The following is an 18359-nucleotide window of genomic DNA, read 5'->3' on the forward strand; positions in this document are numbered from 1 at the left end:
AAAGCCGAAACGGTAATGCACAAGGAAAATTTTGAAGTAACACCATTAGTTGTTTTTATTGCCAGTCAGCGACAAAAATTTTTTTCAGCTTCTTTTGATGAAAGATTAAAAATTGCAAATCGACTAGATGAATTTATAAACCTCTTTCTTTCCTGCGGAGCGAGTATGACAGAATCCACTGAATTGGGCTGTGCTGAGTTTTTACTTAGCCACTGAAGTTCGATATTTATCGGCTGACTTTCTTCAAAAATTCCGACGGCGTTATTACCTCAACGAAAGCTGTCTTAAAATCATTTACATTTCTTGTAACGAGGAAATCAGCCCCAATTTGAAGTGCGGACTCATGCTGCACGGAATCTTCAAAATCACTCCAAGAAGAGTTAAGTGCATTTTTTATACAAGCCTCGTCTATGCCTGCAATAGAAACAATTTCAAACAGGGATTTTAAGTATTCTTTTGTTTTTTCTTTATCCTTTAGATGTTTGCTTGCAATGTAGAAAATATCTGTGGCAGAAGCTGCTGATACAAAATAATCTATGTTGTGATGTGTGTCGAGGAGTTTGAAAAGTTCTTGATTCTCTGCGTAAAAATCTTTATTTTTAAGGAAAATATCAAGAATAATATTTGAATCCAAGAAAACTGTCACATCAGACTCCGTATCTTTCTTTTAATCGTTCCGCACGAACTTCTTTCATTGTTAAAGGTGCATGCTCTTCCAATATTCCTGTAAGATTTTCGATAATTTCCGAAGCAGAGCGTTTTTTTTCGTTTTTTTTAGAGGCATTTTTAAACTGATTTATTACGAACAATGCGTACATTTCAATGCTGTTCTGTAATTCTTGTGGTAAACTTTGTACTTGTTTTTCTAAAAGCGCAAAAGACATAAGCACGCCTCCATCAAAAAATAGTATAACATTGAAACAAAAAACTGTCACTAAAAGCTAAATCAAAAAAACTCGCCCCAAAAGGAGCGAGCCTTGAATATCTAGCTGATTATAAAACTTCTCACAGAGGGACAGAGACCACAGAGAGCTTTCAGAATTACGAAAGTCTTTCCCTTTCATTATTCTCTCTGTGTACTCCAAAACTCTGTGAGGGATTTACCTTAATAATCCATTCCCATTCCAGGGTTTGGTGCGGCTGCTGGTGCCGGTGGCTCTGGAATATCTGTGATTGCACATTCTGTCGTGAGGAGCATTCCGGCGACGCTTGCGGCATTCTGCAATGCGCTTCGTGTTACCTTAGCCGGGTCGATGATACCGTCAGCCATCATATCAACCCACTTGCCTGTGCGGGCATTGTAACCAGTGCCTTTCTTTTCGTTCTTTGCTTTTTCTGCAACAACTGCACCGTCAACACCTGCGTTCTCAGCAATCTGGCGGATTGGCTCTTCAAGAGCACGGCGGACGATTCGGAATCCGACTTTCTCTTCTTCAGTCAAATCTTTTGCAGCGTCGTCTGTGAGGGCTTTTGCAGCCTCAATCAAAGCGATACCACCACCGCAAACGATACCTTCTTCGAGAGCAGCGCGGGTTGCGGCAAGTGTGTCCTCAACGCGGAACTTCTTCTCTTTCATCTCAGTCTCTGTGATAGCACCGATGTTGATTACTGCTACACCGCCAGAGAGTTTAGCAAGGCGCTCCTTGAGCTTCTCTTTGTCGTACTCAGAAGTTGATTTCTCAACCTGAGCCTTGATTTCAGCGACGCGGGCAGCGATTGCATCTTTAGAGCCAGCACCGTCAACCAAAGTCGTGTTGTCTTTGTCAATCTTGACGCTCTTAACCTGACCGAGCTGATTCAATTCAGTTGTCTCAAGTTTGAGTCCCAATTCCTCAGAAATAACTGTACCGCCAGTCAAAATAGCGATGTCCTGAAGCATTTCCTTTCGGCGGTCACCAAAGCCTGGAGCCTTAACAGCAACGCACTTGAGTGTTCCACGGATTGAGTTGAGAACGAGAGTTGCCAGAGCCTCGCCGTCCATGTCTTCGCAGATGATTACCAGCGGTTTGCCTGTCTGAGCAACTTTCTCCAGAACAGGGAGAAGGTCTTTCATTGTAGAGATTTTTTTGTCGTGAATCAAAACGTAAGCATCGTTGTAGTTTACTTCCATGCGCTCACGGTCTGTTACGAAGTAAGATGAGATATATCCACGGTCGAACTGCATACCTTCAACAGTCTTAACAGTTGTGTCCATGTTCTTTGATTCTTCAACAGTGATTACGCCGTCTTTTCCGACCTTTTCGATTGCATCTGCAAGGATTTTACCAATTTCAGGATCGTTGTTTGCAGAAATTGTAGCGACATGAGTGATGTCCTCGCTGCCTTTGACTGCACGGCTGTTCTTTTTGATGGCCTCAACTGCAACTGCTGTTGCTTTGTCGATACCCCGTTTGATTTCAATTGGAGTCATTCCGGCAGAAACGCTCTTGAGCCCCTCGCGGACGATAGCATAAGCCAAAACTGTAGCTGTTGTTGTTCCGTCACCTGCAACATCGTTTGTCTTTGAGGCAACTTCACGAACAAGCTGTGCACCCATGTTCTCATAAGGATCTTTGAGCTCAACTTCCTTTGCGACAGAAACACCGTCTTTTGTGATTGTTGGTGCGCCGAATTTTTTGTCGAGCATAACCAGTCGGCCACAAGGTCCGAGAGTTACTTTTACAGCGCGGGCAATCTGCTCAACGCCAGAAAGCATCTTTTTGCGAGCTTCTTCATTGAAAATCAACTGTTTAGCCATAATACTTTATTCTCCTTATCAGCTGGATTTCTGAAAAATCCGAGCCGTCATTTAATTTCTTATGCAATAAAAATAATAAAAAAAAGGAGAATCGACAAGTTTTTTTTTACAAACAACAGGCCATGGAGCTGTCCGTTTTTAGTGAAGCATCTCCTTTCGCATCTTTTCAAGAAACTTGACGGTTTGAGTACATTCCCCTTTTCTTGTATACTCTCTTTCATGCAGACTGAATTTTCTTTTGACGAAATGAAGCCGAAATCATCCGGCGAAAAAATAATCGTATACACTGACGGCGGCTGCTGGGGAAATCCCGGCGTAGGTGGCTGGGCTTGCGTAGTAATCGCAGAAGGAGAGGCCCGTGAACTTTCCGGCGGTGAAAAACTCACCACCAACAACCGCATGGAGCTCACAGCGGCAATCTCTGCCCTGAGCGCAATCTACAACACAGAGCGGCTCCGCAACAATCCCATCCAAGTGAACATCGACAGCCAGTATGTCAAAAACGGCATCACCAGCTGGATTCTCAACTGGAAAAAAAACGGCTGGAAGACTGCGGCAAAAAAGCCCGTCCTCAATCAGGAACTCTGGCAGAAACTTGACGCTCTCAATTCTTCCCTCAATGTGGAATGGAACTGGGTTAAAGGACACGCGGGAGTGGAATACAACGAGCGTTGCGATCAGCTCTGCCAAATCGAAATGAGTAAATTAAAGTAGGCTTTCCTCCGAAAATAAATTCATGAAATTGTCGAGAATTATTCTTTCTATATTAACTCTTTCTGTCCTGCTTACGGCTTGCGGAAAAAAGAAAACTGTCTCCGAACCCATGCAAATGGAGCAAAAATCCAGCGATCACAAATGGTTTTACTTTTCAAATGATTCCTATGCTGAAACTGATTTGCCGCAACATTCACCGATTCATTCACTCAAACCCTGGACGGAAAGCATTCGCGTGTGCGACGGAAATATCACCGCTGACGGAAAGGCAATTCTTCTCGTGAACCATCTTGGCGCCCTTTATTTTGATGAAAGCGATACCCCTGCTCTGATTCAGGATTATCAGCTTTTTTCTGACTCAACTGCCGGAAATCTTGTTTTTGAGAGCGGTATTCCTTTTTTCACCCTGGTCAAGAATTCTTTCTTCAATAAGACTGCGAGCCAGAATCCTAATCAAAGCCACATCATTAGGCTCTCAACCGAACAGAAAATGTTTTTCCCTGTCGTCACTTACGGCGAGTTGAACATTGAGCAGACCGGAGAAGTCACAGGAACATTTTTTGACGGCACTGATTGGTTCAGCTCGGTCAAATCCACCAAAAACAATAAAGTTACTTTCCATTATATTAAGTGGAAATCCCTCGTTGATTTGGCAAGCGTCCAGCCTTTTGCATCGACTCAATCAACTGGCAGCATCTCTGTCTCGGAAATCTCAGAATCCAGCTACCGAAATCTTGTTACTCCCGAAGATTTTTCAAAAGCACCTCTCCGGCTCAAGCTCCTTCTGAAATCCATTCCCAAAGATTTTGATTTCGTGCTTACTTGCCGAGACGCAGGCGGCTCATCTCCCCGCTATTTTTCAAACGGACTGGACGAAGACGGCATGGTCGCAAACGCGATCATCAAAGACAACTGGATTTGCGCGGTTTTCGGAGACGGCACGACATATTTCTGCGGCTCTCTGGACGGGCTTCCACTTATCAACGGCGGCAAAACCGTAGCCTTCCGTCTTCCAAAACTTCCATCCCGGTATTCATATCAGGCCTTTGCCCTGAGCGGAAAATACCTCATCGTAGCCTGGGAAGAAAGTGATTTCTACAAGACTGGACGAAGCGGATTCCTTACAGTCGATATGGAAAAATTGTTCTATAAAAGTTAGAATTAAGGGGCGTTCCCCTGCTTCGCAGGGTCGGGCTTTTCGCGGGTTCCGCAAATGCTCCATTCGCTCCGCGAACGCTATCGCGCCCCTACAATCCCTAACGCATCGATTATGAAAAAAATATTTTTTTCACTTTTTATTTTTCAGCTTTCAATTTTCTCTCTTTTTGGGCTTGATAAGTCTCTGTTTTTCACTCTTGGACCAAAACTCATGCTCAACACGGATGATTCTACAAAGTCGGCTCCCTCTCCAGTCATGTATTCCTTTGGCATTGGTGGAGATTTTTTTATAAAAGACAATGTTGTGCTTCAGCCACACGGCTCCTTTTTTACAAATTATTATCTTTGGGACGGTGAAAGGGCGCAGCCTGCTGAAGCTGAGAATCGTACGGCTACGGCTCTTTCAGCCATGTTAGATTTAACTGGCGGTTATACATGGAAGCGCGGAGAGTCTCAGAAACATCACTTTTCGCTTACGGGAGGGCTTGGACTCTTTGTTAGAATCGGTGTTCTTTCTGGTGGAGTAAACCCTGATGATAAAAATTCTGACGGAAAAAGCACTGCGAGTGAGGATGTTTCAAGTATCAACAGTGATTTTTACAGCGATTTGAATTTTCTCTATCCTGAACTTGCCTTTTCCTATTCATACATTTTTTCAGATGTTTGGAAAATTGGCGGTGAAGTCCGTTCTTATATCCCGCTTGGTTCTATCATAAACGGAAATGGAATTGACGCCATGATCCTTTCATTTGCTTTTAAAATTTCTTATAAATAAAATTTGCCAAAAATCTTAATTTCGTACTATAATAGATAGACTAAAAACGGTCGAGGTAGAAACTTTATATGGTACAAGAAGTAGTTTCAACAAAAATCGGTGATGCTCAGGGAGCGGCGGATGATTTGGTTCGTCAGTTGCACGGAAGCCCCGATTCATACAATGCGGTTATCTTTATGGCCGCAATCAAATATGATTTTGCTGCTCTTTCTGTGGCAATAAAAGAAAAATTCCCTAATTGTGAAGTCATCGGTGCGAGTACAGCCGGTGAAATTGACTTAAACGGTTTCCAAAATGATTCCGTCGTTCTTACGACAATGAGCGACAGCCGCACAAAAGTAAAGGGCGTGCTTGTCGAAAACGGCAGTAAATATCCTGTGGCAAACAAGGCTGACATCGAAGCTGCTCTCCGTTCGGCGGGAATTTCTTGTGGCGACCAATCTTCTCATCGTTCTGCATTTGCTATTGCTTTTATCAACGGTGTTTTTAATGCTGAAGAAACCATTCTTTCAAATTTCTACTCAATCATTAAGAACGACAAATTCGCTCTTGCAGGTGGAACGGCTGGCTTTACTGGCAGCGAGGCAAAAACTTTCGTAAGTTACAACGGTAAAACCACCCAGGACGGAGCCGCTTTCCTGTTCGTAAAAACCGGCTGCAAATTCGACATCCGTCAGGAAGACATCTTCAATCCTACTGGCAAAACGATTTATGTCACCCAGTCGGATACAATCAACCGTACGATTTTCCGCCTCAACGGTCAGAGCGCAAAATCTGTCTATGCCCAGCAGCTTGGTGTTTCAGAAAGCGAGGCTGAGGGCATGACTTTCGAAAATCCTTTCGGTCGTCACATCAACGGCTCAATCCATATTGCGGCGCTTGCAGGCTTTGCTGCTGACGGCTCATGCTCTCTTTTTGCTCGGGTCGTTCCAAACTCAACTCTGGAGATGATGCACATCGGCGATCCAGAAGCCAAATGTGATGAGACTTGTGCAGGAATCAAAGAGGCAATTCCAAGCCCGAAATTCACCCTTCTCATGACATGTATCACCCGAACGATGGCATTTGACCGTATGCGCATCGCATCAAACATTATCCGAAAATATCAGCAGACTTTCCCCACATTCTGCGGCTTCTCTTGCTACGGCGAGCAGATTGGGCGCGTTCACTGTAATCAGACACTTGTCAGTTTGGTAATGGGAGACTAAAAATGGATTCAATTAATCTTATAAAAAGTGGAATCGATACCGTTGAGACTTTGATTACATATCTTGCAAAAGATGCAATCGGCGGCGACTTCCTTAAAAAATATCTCGAAAGCCGGGAGGCTCAAGCACAGGCGGCACAGGAACAGCAGCTTGCTCTTCAGAAGTTGCTTGAAGATACCAATGAAATGGAGGCCGGCAACCGGCAGATTTCCGAGAGCGTTGAAGGAAACATTCAGCGACTCGGCACGATTGCTCAGGCAATTCAGGCTCTCCGCAATTCTGTTGATGAAATCGAGCAAGAGCAGCGAAAATATGCGGCTCAGTTTGAGAATCTTATCTCTCAGGCAAAAGTGATTTCTGGTCAAATTGCTGATATTCAGAATATTTCGGCTCAGACGAACTTGCTTTCATTCAATGCTTCAATTGAGGCGGCGCGTGCTGGAAATGCGGGTAAAGGATTCCGTGTTATTGCGAATGAAGTCAAAAAACTTTCAAATGATACGAGCAAAACTTCCGAAGAAATCAACCACAATGTCGAGAATCTCGTAAATTCAATCGCAAGTCTCGAAAAAATCACACAGAAAAACTCTGCTGACCTTGAAAATCTTGCAAGTGAAACTGAAAACACGCTCAACACATTCACTCAGGTGCGGGAGGCAAACGCTTCTTCAAATATGAACATTGGGCGAATCGGCTCCGTAATCGAAAACAATGTGCGCGGAATCAACGATGTCATCAAGAATGTAAAAGCAAATGAGAGAGTAAATGAAGAGAATCTTCAGCTTTTCGTAAAATGCGCCAGCGACAACGAAATGCTTTTCAACGATTTGTATTCATTCGTCTACGAGCTTAAAGCGATTTTCAAAGATTTGCAGACACAGGATTAAAAAAGAGCAAAAAAAAACGGCTGTCCTTTGTGAAGTTTTGAATAACTTCTAGGACAGCCCTTTTTTTTTATCTATTTTTTTGAGTTTGTGCGGGAATCAACGATTCGCTGCATATCGGCAATATTGTTGACTACCATATAATTGTCAAAGATTTCGACTTTGCGTGACATTGTGAAATGTTTCATTTCGTCTCTTACGATGTTCTGCGGTAAGCCTGACCAATGCACGATATCTGATTCTGTAACATTAAATTTTCTTCGTCGGTCTGCGCTCACAGGAACAGGATTCATTTCGTTGAACATACAGAATACATCAGCAAGACGAGCCTGTGGATCTGCGATAACAAGAATCTTGAGGCGGCGTTTTTGATCGTAAATTCGCTTGCAGAAAAGTTTTAAAAGGATAAGGGCAAGTTGCGGGTTACCAGTGATAAGCATCTCAAAGTTTGCCTTATTGAATTCAAGGCATTCGACATGACCACGAGCCACACAAGTAGCAGAGCGAGGAGAGTTGTCGAGAATAGCCATTTCACCGAAAAATTCACCCGGCTTTAAAATGTCGAGATTTTTGTTTGATTCGTTTACGCATTTTGTGAGCTGAACGGTACCGCTCTGAATGAGATAGAATGTTTCGCCTCGTTCAAATTCTGTGATGATAACCTGACCGTTTTCGTAGTGTTTTTCAAAGCGTTTGAATGCAGGAAGTTCAAAAAGTTTGATTGAATTTCCGCCTTCAGCCGCATCCTCATCATAGCCGTCAGAAGAAGAAACACCCTTTTTAACATAAGCATTCGCCTTGAGAAGCATTTCTTTTATTTCTTTTACATGAGGTGCGAGAGGGTATAATTTGAGATAAGTTTTACAAACATCAAGACAACTCTGCCATTTACTGTCTTCCTGGAATGCTTTTGCGACAGAGTAAAGACCGCTCATTTGATTGACAGAATCGTTTTTGTTAAGGACGGATTCTGTCTTTTTGTGAATTTGGCGCAACTGGTTCGAGAAAACTTTGAGCATTTTCATGATGAGTTGCTTGTTATTGCTGAAAAGATTTTCAAATTCCTGCGAAGACATGGCGATACAAGTTGAGTCCTCCAAGGTCATAACGGTTTCTTCGCGGGGGAAATGACCGATTGCTGATTTTACGCCAAAAAATTCACCCTGTTTGACCTGCTCCGTTGTTTGGAGTTTTGTCTCGACATCAGTTGTGGTGATAACAACGCGACCTTTTTGGAGAATGAAAACACGGTCATCTGTGTCACCTTCAAAGTAAATTATTGAACCTTTTGTGTATGAAATCGCCTTTGGCATATTTTCTGTGCTCCCGATTCAAAAATTAAAGAAAATCATTATAAGTATAACACAAGAATTGAAAATATGCTATTATTTTTTTTATGATTGACCTTCATTCTCATTCCTCAGCCTCGGACGGCATTTTCAGTCCTAAAGAAGCCGCAGAATACGCTATTGGGAAAAAACTAAAAGTCTGGGCACTCACTGACCACGATACGGTTGACGGACTTTATGAAGCGGCGAAAACTTGCGCTCAGAGTGAAAGCCAAATCATTTTTCTTCCGGGAATCGAAATCAATGTGCGCTGGCCCAGCGGAGAATTTCACCTTTTGGGAATGGGCCTCAGGCGATATTCACAGGATTTAAAAGATTTAGTCGCTGATTTAACGGAATATCGTCGTAATCGGAACCAAGAAATCGTCGATAAAATGAATCTGGACGGAATTGAAGTCACTCTTGAAGAAATTGAAGGGCTTTTTGCGGAAAGTCAGATTGGCCGTCCTCATTTTGCTTCCTATTTAATGAAGATAGGTAAGGTTAAGCACAGGCAGGAAGCCTTTGACCGTTTTTTGGGAAAGGGGCGGCCTTATTACGCGACTCACGAAGGCGCGGACTTGGATGTGGCGGTGGAAGCGATTCGTTCGGCGGGCGGAGTTCCGGTTTTGGCCCATCCTCTCTCGCTTTATGTTTCATGGGGCAAAATGGACGAGACAATCGAAAAAATCAAAAATCACGGAGTCGAAGGTCTGGAAGCATGGCATCCGGCGGCAAGAATCAATGAGGGATTTAAACTAGAACAACTTGCAAAAAAACTGGGAATGTTCGTCACCGCGGGGAGTGACTTTCACGGAAAGGGAGTGAGGGCAGACCGGCATTTGGGAAAAACAAGCGGAGACCGCAAGATAGAAGACCGCTTTTATTTTGAAGAACTTCTGCCTCATCTAGGAGATTTTAACTGGCGTGAAACGGAGTGGTGTAAGAGCAATGCATAATTTATAATGCATAATTCATAATGCGGTGTATGGCTATTTAATTGACAGATAGCTATAAGGCATTTATACTTCCTTTAGATTCTGATTCTGGAGGAGCTTATGAACGCAGTGCCTATTTTTGAGGCGAAAAACCGCCTGCCATTTTTTATCCACAAAGCCGAAACTGAAGGACCTGTTGCCATCAGCCGTCGTAACAAGGAAGTCGCTTTTATCATTTCAAAAGAAGATTACGAAGCCATGTCGGTCTCAAAGCCAAAAAGTGTCGTGGAGACAATTCGGGAACGACACAAGAAATATGGTCTTGATGACGATGATTTTGATTATACTGAATATTTCGATTCTCTTCGGGAACGAGATTGTTTCGGTCGTGCTGGCGATGAGCACATCTTTGATGAGGTGTGAGCATGGTAAAACCTTTCTATTTGCTGGATACGAATATCATTTCTGAGGTCTTTAAGCCAAAACCAAATGAAAATATCGTTCGGATGATTCATAAAAACGAAAAATTTTGTGCCATTCCTTCAACCGTCTGGAATGAATTGCTTTACGGCGTGAATATAATGGCGGAAGGCAAGAAAAAACAGGCTTTATTTGAAGATTTAGTCAATGACATTCAGGCAAAGTACGGTGTTATCCACTACGACAATCATGCGGCGTGGATTCATGCGGATATCCGTTCCCGGCTCAAAGAAAAGGGCAGGTCGGTTGAGTTCCCCGATTCACAAATCGCGTCGATTGCTGTGTCAAATTGCATGATTCTTGTCACAAGGAATACAAAGCACTTCGAGCCGATTCAGGAAGTTTCGCCCCTCATGATGGAAAATTGGTTTGAAGAATAATTACCGCTCGTAACTTGAATTAATATTCAGCTCGCCACGGTATTTGGCTACGGTTCGGCGGGCGACTTTTATGCCCTTTTCTGCCAGCAGGTCTGAGATTTTCTGGTCGGAGAGGGCTTTTTTGTCCTTTTTGTGTTCTTCGAGGATTTCCGCGATTTCGTATTTGACGGCCTCTTTTGAAAGGGAGGCAGGATTTTCGCTTGAAGGCGATTCTGCTTTCACCGCATTCGTGAAAAAATAGCTGATGGGAAAAATGCCCCACTCGCAGGCTAAGTATTTGGAGCTTGCCATGCGGGAAATCGTGGTTTCGTGAACGCCAAGCTTTTCCGCAATGTCTTTCTGCCGAAGTGGGGCAAGGTAGCGGGGGCCTTTTTTGAAGAATTCGCTTTGGGCGGCTACGATTTCCTGGGCGGCTTTTAGGATGGTGCTTTCCCTGTAGAGAACGCTGTCGATAAAGACTTTTGCCTCGTTTACGCTGTTCTTCGCGAATTTAAGCTCGGCCTTTTTCCGCTCGGATTTTTCGCTTCCGTCGTTGGGAATATTTTCTGTTGAATTGATTAGGGCGGTGTAATCTTTTGAAAGGCCTACTTTGGGTAAGAATTCCCTGGCAAAAGTAACCGTGAATTCCGCTTCTCCTTCCTCTGGTTCGGGATTTTTTGTGACAATCACATCGGGAGCGACATAGTTCGTGGTATTTGTGCCGAAATTTCGGGCGGGATAGGGGTCCAGGGTCTTGATAAAATCAAGGGCGCTTTCTATTTCTTCGCTTGAAATATCGTCTTTTGTAAGGGAAATTCCATCTTTGGAAGTGAATTTAAGTTTTTTCTGCTGACCAAGATAATCCGCCAGTTTTTTCTGAATTTTTGGGATTTGTGGCGGATTCAAAAAGTCAAAATGCTCGTTGGTCTCCAGAAGAAAAAGGGCAAGATTGCTGGCAGTACCCGAAATTTTTGCCTGAACGAAAAGGCTTTCCCTGTAATTGTTGGTGCAAGTTCCCACCGGGTCAAGGTGCTGGACAAGGCAAAGGCATTTATCCAAAAATTCTTGCGTATGAAGGGGATTTTCTGGATTCAAAAAGGAAATTGGAGAGAGAATGTGAAAGCCTTTTTCGTCAAGGTTGTAAATCAGCTTGAGGCAGAGAGCTTTTTCTTCCTCTGAAATGTTCATGGCGTTAAGCTGATGTTCCAGATGGTCGGTCAGCGGCTCCCGTTCATCAGAAGTGCTTTCAAGGGCGGCCTGAAAATTGTCGCTTGCCGCGCTACCGCTTGCGCTTGCAGAGCCGTAGCGGGTGTTGTCCGAAAATCTGGAAGAAGCCGAAACTTCCCTGCGTGAAGAAGAAACGCCTGATTCCATAGAGTCACGCACAATCTCCAGGGCAGGATTTTTCCCCGCCTGAGCGTAAATTTCCTTCCGTAAGTCAGCAGAAGACATAGCCAGCAGATTCAGCGACATGATTTGAGTCTGACTCATCTTCTGGACTTGTGTCTGAGCCATATTTTGAGAAGTGCGCTGCTGAAAAGACATCTGCGGGAAATCGGCCATGAGAAAATTATAAACGGAAAACAGAAAATTGAAAATGGGGATTTTAAGGGGAGACTTCCCCCCGCTTTGTGTGCTATAATTCTTTCATTATGAAAACTTTTGAAAAATACGGCGTGCAGATTCCTGAAATCTTGCTGCCAAAAACTGTTGATTTGAAATCTTGGTCTGTGATTGCCTGTGATCAGTACACTCAGGATAAAGAATATTGGGCAAATGCGGCAAAAGCTGCCGGGCAAAATCTCTCCACGCTCAATCTGATTTTCCCGGAAGTCTATTTGAATGACGGTGACGGGGAAGCGCGAATCAAAAAAATCCATGAGACCATGAAATCTTACCTTGACTCCGGGATTTTTGCTTCCGGCGAGGAATGTATTTACATCGAGCGAAAAACAGAGTACGGACGCACCCGAAAAGGCCTTGTTTTGGCTGTGGATTTGGAAAAATACGAGTGGAAGCCCGGTTCAAAGGCTCTGATTCGTGCCACGGAAGCTACAGTGCCTGAGCGAATTCCTCCGAGAATGAAAATCCGCACTGGCGCGGCTCTGGAACTTCCCCACATCATGCTGCTTGCAAACGACCCTAAAGATGAGCTTGTTGGCGGAGCCGGAAAACTTGCCAAGGGCGAAAATCCTGTTTACGACGGCGAGCTGATGTTGAATTCCGGCCACATCACGGGCTGGGCTGTAAAAGGCGAAAAGACTGCATCTCTTCTGGAAACTGCGCTTTCTTCACTTGCCAAAGCTGGCACTGACAAAGACGGAAATACCTTCCTTTTTGCCGTGGGCGACGGAAACCACTCCCTTGCCACGGCGAAGGCTGTCTGGGACGAGCACAAAAAGACTCTTTCAGGCGATGATTTGATTAATTCCCCTGTCCGCTACGCTCTGGTCGAAATCGTGAATATTTATGATGAAGGGCTTACTTTCGAGCCGATTCACCGTGTCATTTTCAATCAGGATGCGGGAAAACTCATTCTCTTTATCGAAGAAAAACTTGGCGGTGAATTAAAATCATTTGCCTCTGAAAAAGAACTTGAAGATTTCGTCGCTGACAAAAAAGCAAAGGGTGCCCGCTACGGCTTTATCGCTACGGAAGGCGGAAAGGAAAAACTCTGCGTTCTGGAAACTGAAATCACCGATTTGGCAATCGCCGCCCTGCAGCCGGTTCTTGATGAATACTTAGACGCAAAATCTAAGGACAAAAAGAATGACATCGACTACATTCACGGCACGGAAGACATTGTAAAACTTGGTCATAAAGAAAATGCCGTCTCAATCCTCTTACCGCCAATCGCAAAAGACAGCTTCTTCGCCACGATTAACGGCCGTGGCCCTCTCCCGCGAAAATCATTCTCAATGGGTGAGGCCAGCGAAAAGCGCTTCTATGTGGAAGCAAGAAAGCTGTTCTAATTCAGCATTATATTATCATTATTCACTTTGATTTTCTTGAAGAGCTCGACGATTGAATCCATCGTCAGCTCTTTTTTTTCTTGGCCGGAAATGTCGCTGATGATTTCGCCCTTGTCCATCATAATCAGGCGGTTACCGAAATCCAAGGCATGTTGCATGTTGTGAGTGACCATCATGACCGTAAGATTGTATTCCTGGGCAAAGCGGCGGGTCAAATCCATGATGATTGCGGCGTTGGTCGGATCAAGGGCGGCAGTGTGCTCGTCGAGGAGAAGAAGACTAGGCTTACTCATAACGGCCATCAAAAGGGTGAGAGCCTGCCTTTGCCCGCCAGAAAAAAGCTCCACATTGTCGTTGAGGCGGTTTTCCAAGCCCATGTTCAGTACTTTTAACTGCTCCCGGAAATAATCCCGCATTTTGTTGTTGAGTGAAATCTTCAGGCCCTTAAAGCCTTTTTTGTAGCAAATCATCATGTTGTCTTCAAGGCTCATTTTGCCAGCCGTTCCCAAAAGTGGATTCTGGAAAATACGGCCGATGTAACGCGCCCGCTTGTACTCAGCGTCACCGGTGATGTTTTTAGGCTCCTCTCCCTCTTTCGCCGTGAGCAGAATCGTGCCGGTCGTGGGCTTTAATGTGCCCGCAATTACATTGTAAAGCGTGGATTTTCCGGCACCGTTGGAGCCGATTACCGTTATAAAATCGCCCCGGTTGATGTGAAGGTTTATGTTTTTAAGCGCGGTGTTCTCGTCAGGAGTCTTCGCGTTGAAAGTGATTCCGATGTTTGAAAGTGTAAGCATGATTAAATCATAGTGGATATTCGGTGAAGTTTCAAATGCGTGGGGGCGGGGATTTTGAAAGACTCACTTTTCTGAAAACTAAAAACAAGTCCGCCACAACTTCACTTTCCGTCATGGAGATGATTACACATTACTTTTTCGCCTGTTGCAGTCAGCGCAAAGCATCTGGCAGTTTTCGGCGAGTGTTTTTCCGCCCTTACTCCACGGTGTAATGTGATCTGCCTGCATCTGTTCGATTTTAAAACTTTTACCGCATTTAGGACAAATGCCCCTTTGCCTCTCAAAAGCTGCCCTTGCCATTTTTGGAGTGAACGAACGGATTGAAAGGAGTTTTTCTTCTCCGCCCAGAAGATACTCGTAGATTCCGCCGTTGTTGGTGACATCATCATCTTCCATAAGCTCAACGATTCGTGCTTCAAGAGTTTTTGCATCATACTGATTTTTGCCGTATTTGTTGAAGAGAATGCCCCAGTCCCGGCCTTTCATTTCCTTGCGGTAATTCGGGAAAATTACCTGCAGCCAGTCGATGACAGATTTGAAGTAAAGCCAAAGTTCGTTGCAGTTTGCGTCGTGCTGATGGGCGGACATATAATCTTCGATTTCAATGCCGTCACGGGCAGAAATCCAGCGGAGAGCCGTTTCAAGATAGTCCTGACGGATTGCAGACCCGCTCAGATATTTTTCGGCGATTTGCCATGCAGGACAAGTTGTTTTTGAAAAATAGCGTTTTGCCTCATAAAGCCATTCGCCTGTGTACATTGCGTTGCGAAGCTCTTGGTTTGTCAGCTGTTCGCCGGCAATGTTGATTGTCTTGAACCAGTCTAATTTTTCACGGTCATTGCCCTCGCAGATATAAATCATCAGTTTGTAACTTAATATCTGTTCCTGCTCAGTTTTTGTGAGATTCGAGAATGCCCGGTGGTCAAGAGAGAAATCATCATTCACATACTGACAAAGGCTTATTGTTCTTTGCTGACCATCAAGCAACTCAAAATTACCATCATCATTTTTAACCCAGTACATGACATTGAGGGGAAAGCCTTTTTGCACAGTTTTTATGACTTCATTTCTCTGCTTTTCTTTGTAGATAAATTCCCGCTGAAATGCAGGACGGATATTCAGCCGTCCGTTATAACCGATAACTCCGTTTTCGGCATTGTCAGAATAGTTTTCAGCTACTTCCCGTACAGTGATTTCATGAAGTTCAATTTTCATATTTTTATGCTCCTTTTTTCGTTCTACATATATATAGGCGAAAAAAAGTGATTTCCGGCAATGTAAACGGAAAAAAATCAATTTTTTTGAAAAATTTTTGAATTTTATTGTTTTCGTCGGATAATTACACGCGAAAACGGCATTTTTCCAGGTTTTCCATTATCATCAAGCCTCAAAGAATTGCCGGCTTTGCGTTCAGTAACTGTATATGAAGTTGACCAAATGACTTTGCCATCTTTTATATATTGGATTTCATCTCCGTTTACCGTATGCACCATTGTTTTGGGGACATCAGTTCCAATCCCGATAATTTCAAATTGGTCAGGATTGTATTGTTCCAAAAAAGTATCGGGAACACCCATTTCTCCCATATAATCTTCCGGTATATCTGCTATTCTGCTGACATCAATTGCGTCATAATTAAAGTATCTGGGATAATCTGACGGAACATATTTTTTTGTCAGAATCATTTCTTCGTGTCGTTTTGCGACATCCAGATTTGTAAACCACTCGCAGTTTCGGAATTTTACCAGTCCGTTTTCTGAGTCATATACGCCCTGCGCAAAATCCCGCGACTTACTCTTGGGAATGGAGAAATAAGCGTTTCCACCATTGAATCCATAGCCAAGCCAAAGCCTGTTCTGCTGAATGAGCGGAAAAATCTCTTTATAGTGAATCGCGTTCTGGCTTCCGATTATTATGAATTTCTTATCGTATTTCATAAGCTGTGCGACAAATTCACGGAAGAGACTGAAAGGCGGATTCGTGACGACAATATCAGCTTCTTTAAGAAGTTCAATACACTCATCGCTTCTAAAATCACCGTCGCCTTTCAGAAGTTCACAGGAATTTTTTTTATTCTGTAAAAGCCATTCCACATCAGCCAAATCTACGGCACCGTCATTATTATAGTCGGCAACTTCCGTAATCACGGCTTTGTAAGGCGGGCGGATTTCCTTTACCTCTGGCGAAAGTTCCGGGAAGAGCGGCAATTCGGTATAAGAAATCGGGCTTCCGCGGTAGCAGGTCGCAATCAGTTTTTTTAAGCCCAATGAATTAAAGTATATGGCAAAGTACTTAAAGAAATTGCTTTCATACGGATCATCACAGTTACAGAAAACGGTCTTTCCCTTGAAATGAGAGCGATAATGCCTCATCTCGTTTTCGATGTCGGAAAGCTGAGTATAGAATTCGTCGTTTTTCTGAGCTTTAGCCTGATTCAAATCCTTGTTCTGAGCCATATCTAAAATATATCAGTTTTTACGAGTTTTTTCCACTTTCTGCTGATTGAGAAGCGGTTATTTTTCCGCTCGTTTCAAATGCGCCTTGAAGTAGCCGACTACATTCTGCTTGCTAACAATCAGGCAGACGATAATCATAAGGCCCGTAATCAGCTTGAGGTCGTTGGCGTTCATTCCGATGTTGTAGCCGTATCGGCGGGCTATGAACATGAGGGCGCGGTAGAGAATTGAGCCTAAAATCACGCGGAAGGTCTGCCAGCCGATTTTGTTCGAGCGGATTATAAATTCTCCGAGCATCAATGATGCCAGACCCGAAACCACCACACCGCTTCCGCTTCCCACATCGGCGAATCCCGAATACATGGCAAAAAGAGCGCCAGAAAGAGCCGCAAGTCCGTCGCCGAAGCAGATTCCAACGCCCCTCACAATCCGCGGATCAACTCCCTGAGAGATTACCATCTGAGGATTGCTTCCCAAAGCTCCCATGGTGAGGCCGAAATCCGTGGAGAAAAAGAGGTTCAAAATCACCAGCAGAAGCCCGACAAAAATCACCAGAAAAAAGACGATTCCCCAGTCAGGAGTGAGGGCTGGAAGATTCGCTTTCATGAATTCTTTGATCGAAGAAAAAATGGTCGGAATCCGCAAAAAAGACACATTTGCCTGATTTGACATGACCCGCAGGTTCACCGAATAGAGCATGGTCATCATCAGAATACCCGCCAGTAAGTCGGGGATGCGGAGCTTGGTGTAAATCACCGTGGTGCAAAGCCCTGCTCCAAGCCCCGCCAAAAAGACAATCAGAAGGGCAGGAGCCGGAGAAATGCCGTGGGTGAGGCAGGCGGCAAGCACGCAGGCTCCCATTGGAAAAGAGCCGTCCACCGTCATATCGCAGAAATTCAGGACGCGGAAAGTCATGAACACGCCCAAAACCATAATGCCAAAAATCAATCCTTCGATGAGAATTCCCTGAATCATAACTTCTATAATATAGATAAAATGAGCAATGAGCAATTGGGCGCTCCCTGCTTACGCAGGTCGGCTGTTCCAGCCTTCGCTGCCGCTCATAGCCTACGGCTACTTCGGGCTTCCATAGCCTAGCGCATCTTGACATTTTGTTTCTTTTTATAGTAACATCTTTCTGAAAATAATCTTTTGAGGTACTTAAAAATGAAAGCAACAAAATCACTGGCCGTCTTTGCATCAGCCCTTGCGCTTTTTGCATTTGCCGGCTGCAACAAAAAAACTGCCGCCACAGGCGACATCGGAGAGAAAACATATAAAATCGGCATTGCAAAAATCGTTCAGCATGTCGCCCTTGACTCGGTTGAGCAGGGAGTCATCGATGTGCTCAAAGAAAACGGCATTAATGCCACTTACGACTTGCAAAATGCCAATGGCGACCCCAACACTGCCAGTCAAATCGCCCTCAAATACAAGGACGAGCGGGTTGATGTTGCCGTGGGAATCGCCACTCCTGTAGCCCTTGCAATGGCAAACACCATCGACGACATTCCAATTGTATTCGGCACTGTTACCGATCCTTTGGGGGCAGG

Annotated in this window: 20 protein-coding genes; 11 read left to right on the forward strand and 9 right to left on the reverse strand. The window is 44.2% G+C overall.

The window, feature by feature from the left end; translation table 11 throughout:
- Positions 1-216, forward strand: a 216-nt coding sequence (locus B2089_RS01660; protein WP_296685566.1) for a hypothetical protein, incomplete at its 5' end; no start/stop codon positions are given.
- Between the two features lie 10 nt (positions 217-226).
- On the opposite strand, the gene B2089_RS01665 is transcribed toward B2089_RS01660, so the two are convergent.
- The 3 genes from B2089_RS01665 to groL form a co-directional block, all read right to left on the reverse strand.
- Positions 227-646, reverse strand: a complete 420-nt coding sequence (locus B2089_RS01665; RefSeq protein WP_296685570.1) for a PIN domain-containing protein — start codon at positions 644-646, stop codon at positions 227-229.
- A gap of 1 nt (position 647) precedes the next feature.
- Positions 648-884, reverse strand: coding sequence for a hypothetical protein (locus B2089_RS01670; protein ID WP_296685573.1), 237 nt, complete (start codon positions 882-884; stop codon positions 648-650).
- A gap of 221 nt (positions 885-1105) precedes the next feature.
- The gene (gene groL, locus B2089_RS01675) at positions 1106-2737 is read right to left on the reverse strand and encodes a chaperonin GroEL (protein ID WP_296685580.1); all 1632 of its coding nucleotides are present in this window, start codon (positions 2735-2737) and stop codon (positions 1106-1108) included.
- A 219-nt stretch (positions 2738-2956) separates the two neighbouring features.
- On the opposite strand from groL, the gene rnhA reads away from it, so the two are divergent.
- From rnhA to B2089_RS01700, 5 genes are all read left to right on the forward strand, one after another.
- Complete coding sequence (gene rnhA / locus B2089_RS01680; RefSeq protein WP_296322104.1) at positions 2957-3451, forward strand: ribonuclease HI; 495 nt, start codon at positions 2957-2959, stop codon at positions 3449-3451.
- 22 nt (positions 3452-3473) lie between these two features.
- A complete protein-coding gene (locus B2089_RS01685; protein ID WP_296322106.1) occupies positions 3474-4610 on the forward strand; it encodes a hypothetical protein in 1137 nt (378 codons plus the stop codon).
- 111 nt (positions 4611-4721) lie between these two features.
- Entirely contained in the window at positions 4722-5384 is a 663-nt protein-coding gene (locus B2089_RS01690) for a hypothetical protein (protein ID WP_296322109.1), read from the forward strand.
- Positions 5385-5452: 68 nt separating this feature from the next.
- The gene (locus tag B2089_RS01695; RefSeq protein WP_296322113.1) at positions 5453-6592 is read left to right on the forward strand and encodes an FIST signal transduction protein; all 1140 of its coding nucleotides are present in this window, start codon (positions 5453-5455) and stop codon (positions 6590-6592) included.
- A 2-nt stretch (positions 6593-6594) separates the two neighbouring features.
- A complete protein-coding gene (locus tag B2089_RS01700) occupies positions 6595-7479 on the forward strand; it encodes a methyl-accepting chemotaxis protein (RefSeq protein WP_296322117.1) in 885 nt (294 codons plus the stop codon).
- A gap of 71 nt (positions 7480-7550) precedes the next feature.
- Here the strand turns inward: B2089_RS01700 and B2089_RS01705 are convergent, their stop codons facing one another.
- The gene (locus B2089_RS01705) at positions 7551-8789 is read right to left on the reverse strand and encodes a Crp/Fnr family transcriptional regulator (RefSeq protein ID WP_296322120.1); all 1239 of its coding nucleotides are present in this window, start codon (positions 8787-8789) and stop codon (positions 7551-7553) included.
- 83 nt (positions 8790-8872) lie between these two features.
- On the opposite strand from B2089_RS01705, the gene B2089_RS01710 reads away from it, so the two are divergent.
- From B2089_RS01710 to B2089_RS01720, 3 genes are all read left to right on the forward strand, one after another.
- Positions 8873-9763 (forward strand): PHP domain-containing protein, encoded by an 891-nt coding sequence (locus tag B2089_RS01710; RefSeq protein WP_296322123.1) that lies wholly within the window; start codon positions 8873-8875, stop codon positions 9761-9763.
- 99 nt (positions 9764-9862) lie between these two features.
- The gene (locus B2089_RS01715) at positions 9863-10165 is read left to right on the forward strand and encodes a type II toxin-antitoxin system Phd/YefM family antitoxin (RefSeq protein WP_296322126.1); all 303 of its coding nucleotides are present in this window, start codon (positions 9863-9865) and stop codon (positions 10163-10165) included.
- A gap of 2 nt (positions 10166-10167) precedes the next feature.
- Positions 10168-10602: a type II toxin-antitoxin system VapC family toxin gene (locus B2089_RS01720; RefSeq protein ID WP_296322129.1), complete on the forward strand. Its 435-nt coding sequence runs from the start codon at positions 10168-10170 to the stop codon at positions 10600-10602.
- On the opposite strand, the gene rpoN is transcribed toward B2089_RS01720, so the two are convergent.
- Positions 10603-12144 carry an RNA polymerase factor sigma-54 gene (gene rpoN / locus B2089_RS01725; protein WP_296685585.1) on the reverse strand — a complete coding sequence of 514 codons (1542 nt, stop codon included), beginning with the start codon at positions 12142-12144 and terminating at the stop codon, positions 10603-10605.
- 89 nt (positions 12145-12233) lie between these two features.
- On the opposite strand from rpoN, the gene B2089_RS01730 reads away from it, so the two are divergent.
- Entirely contained in the window at positions 12234-13553 is a 1320-nt protein-coding gene (locus B2089_RS01730) for a DUF1015 domain-containing protein (RefSeq protein ID WP_296322135.1), read from the forward strand.
- Here the strand turns inward: B2089_RS01730 and B2089_RS01735 are convergent.
- From B2089_RS01735 to B2089_RS01750, 4 genes are all read right to left on the reverse strand, one after another.
- Positions 13550-14350: an ABC transporter ATP-binding protein gene (locus B2089_RS01735; RefSeq protein ID WP_296322138.1), complete on the reverse strand. Its 801-nt coding sequence runs from the start codon at positions 14348-14350 to the stop codon at positions 13550-13552. The two genes, B2089_RS01730 and B2089_RS01735, sit on opposite strands and share 4 nt — an antisense overlap.
- 123 nt (positions 14351-14473) lie before the next feature.
- Positions 14474-15565: a GmrSD restriction endonuclease domain-containing protein gene (locus tag B2089_RS01740; protein ID WP_296322141.1), complete on the reverse strand. Its 1092-nt coding sequence runs from the start codon at positions 15563-15565 to the stop codon at positions 14474-14476.
- A 104-nt stretch (positions 15566-15669) separates the two neighbouring features.
- Complete coding sequence (locus B2089_RS01745; protein ID WP_296322144.1) at positions 15670-16806, reverse strand: adenine-specific methyltransferase EcoRI family protein; 1137 nt, start codon at positions 16804-16806, stop codon at positions 15670-15672.
- Between the two features lie 57 nt (positions 16807-16863).
- Positions 16864-17781 carry an ABC transporter permease gene (locus tag B2089_RS01750; RefSeq protein ID WP_296322147.1) on the reverse strand — a complete coding sequence of 306 codons (918 nt, stop codon included), beginning with the start codon at positions 17779-17781 and terminating at the stop codon, positions 16864-16866.
- 192 nt (positions 17782-17973) lie between these two features.
- On the opposite strand from B2089_RS01750, the gene B2089_RS01755 reads away from it, so the two are divergent.
- A partial coding sequence (locus tag B2089_RS01755) for an ABC transporter substrate-binding protein (protein WP_296322150.1) occupies positions 17974-18359 on the forward strand: 386 nt, incomplete at its 3' end.

The organism is Treponema sp. UBA3813 (assembly GCA_002368605.1).
GTDB lineage: Bacteria > Spirochaetota > Spirochaetia > Treponematales > Treponemataceae > Treponema_D.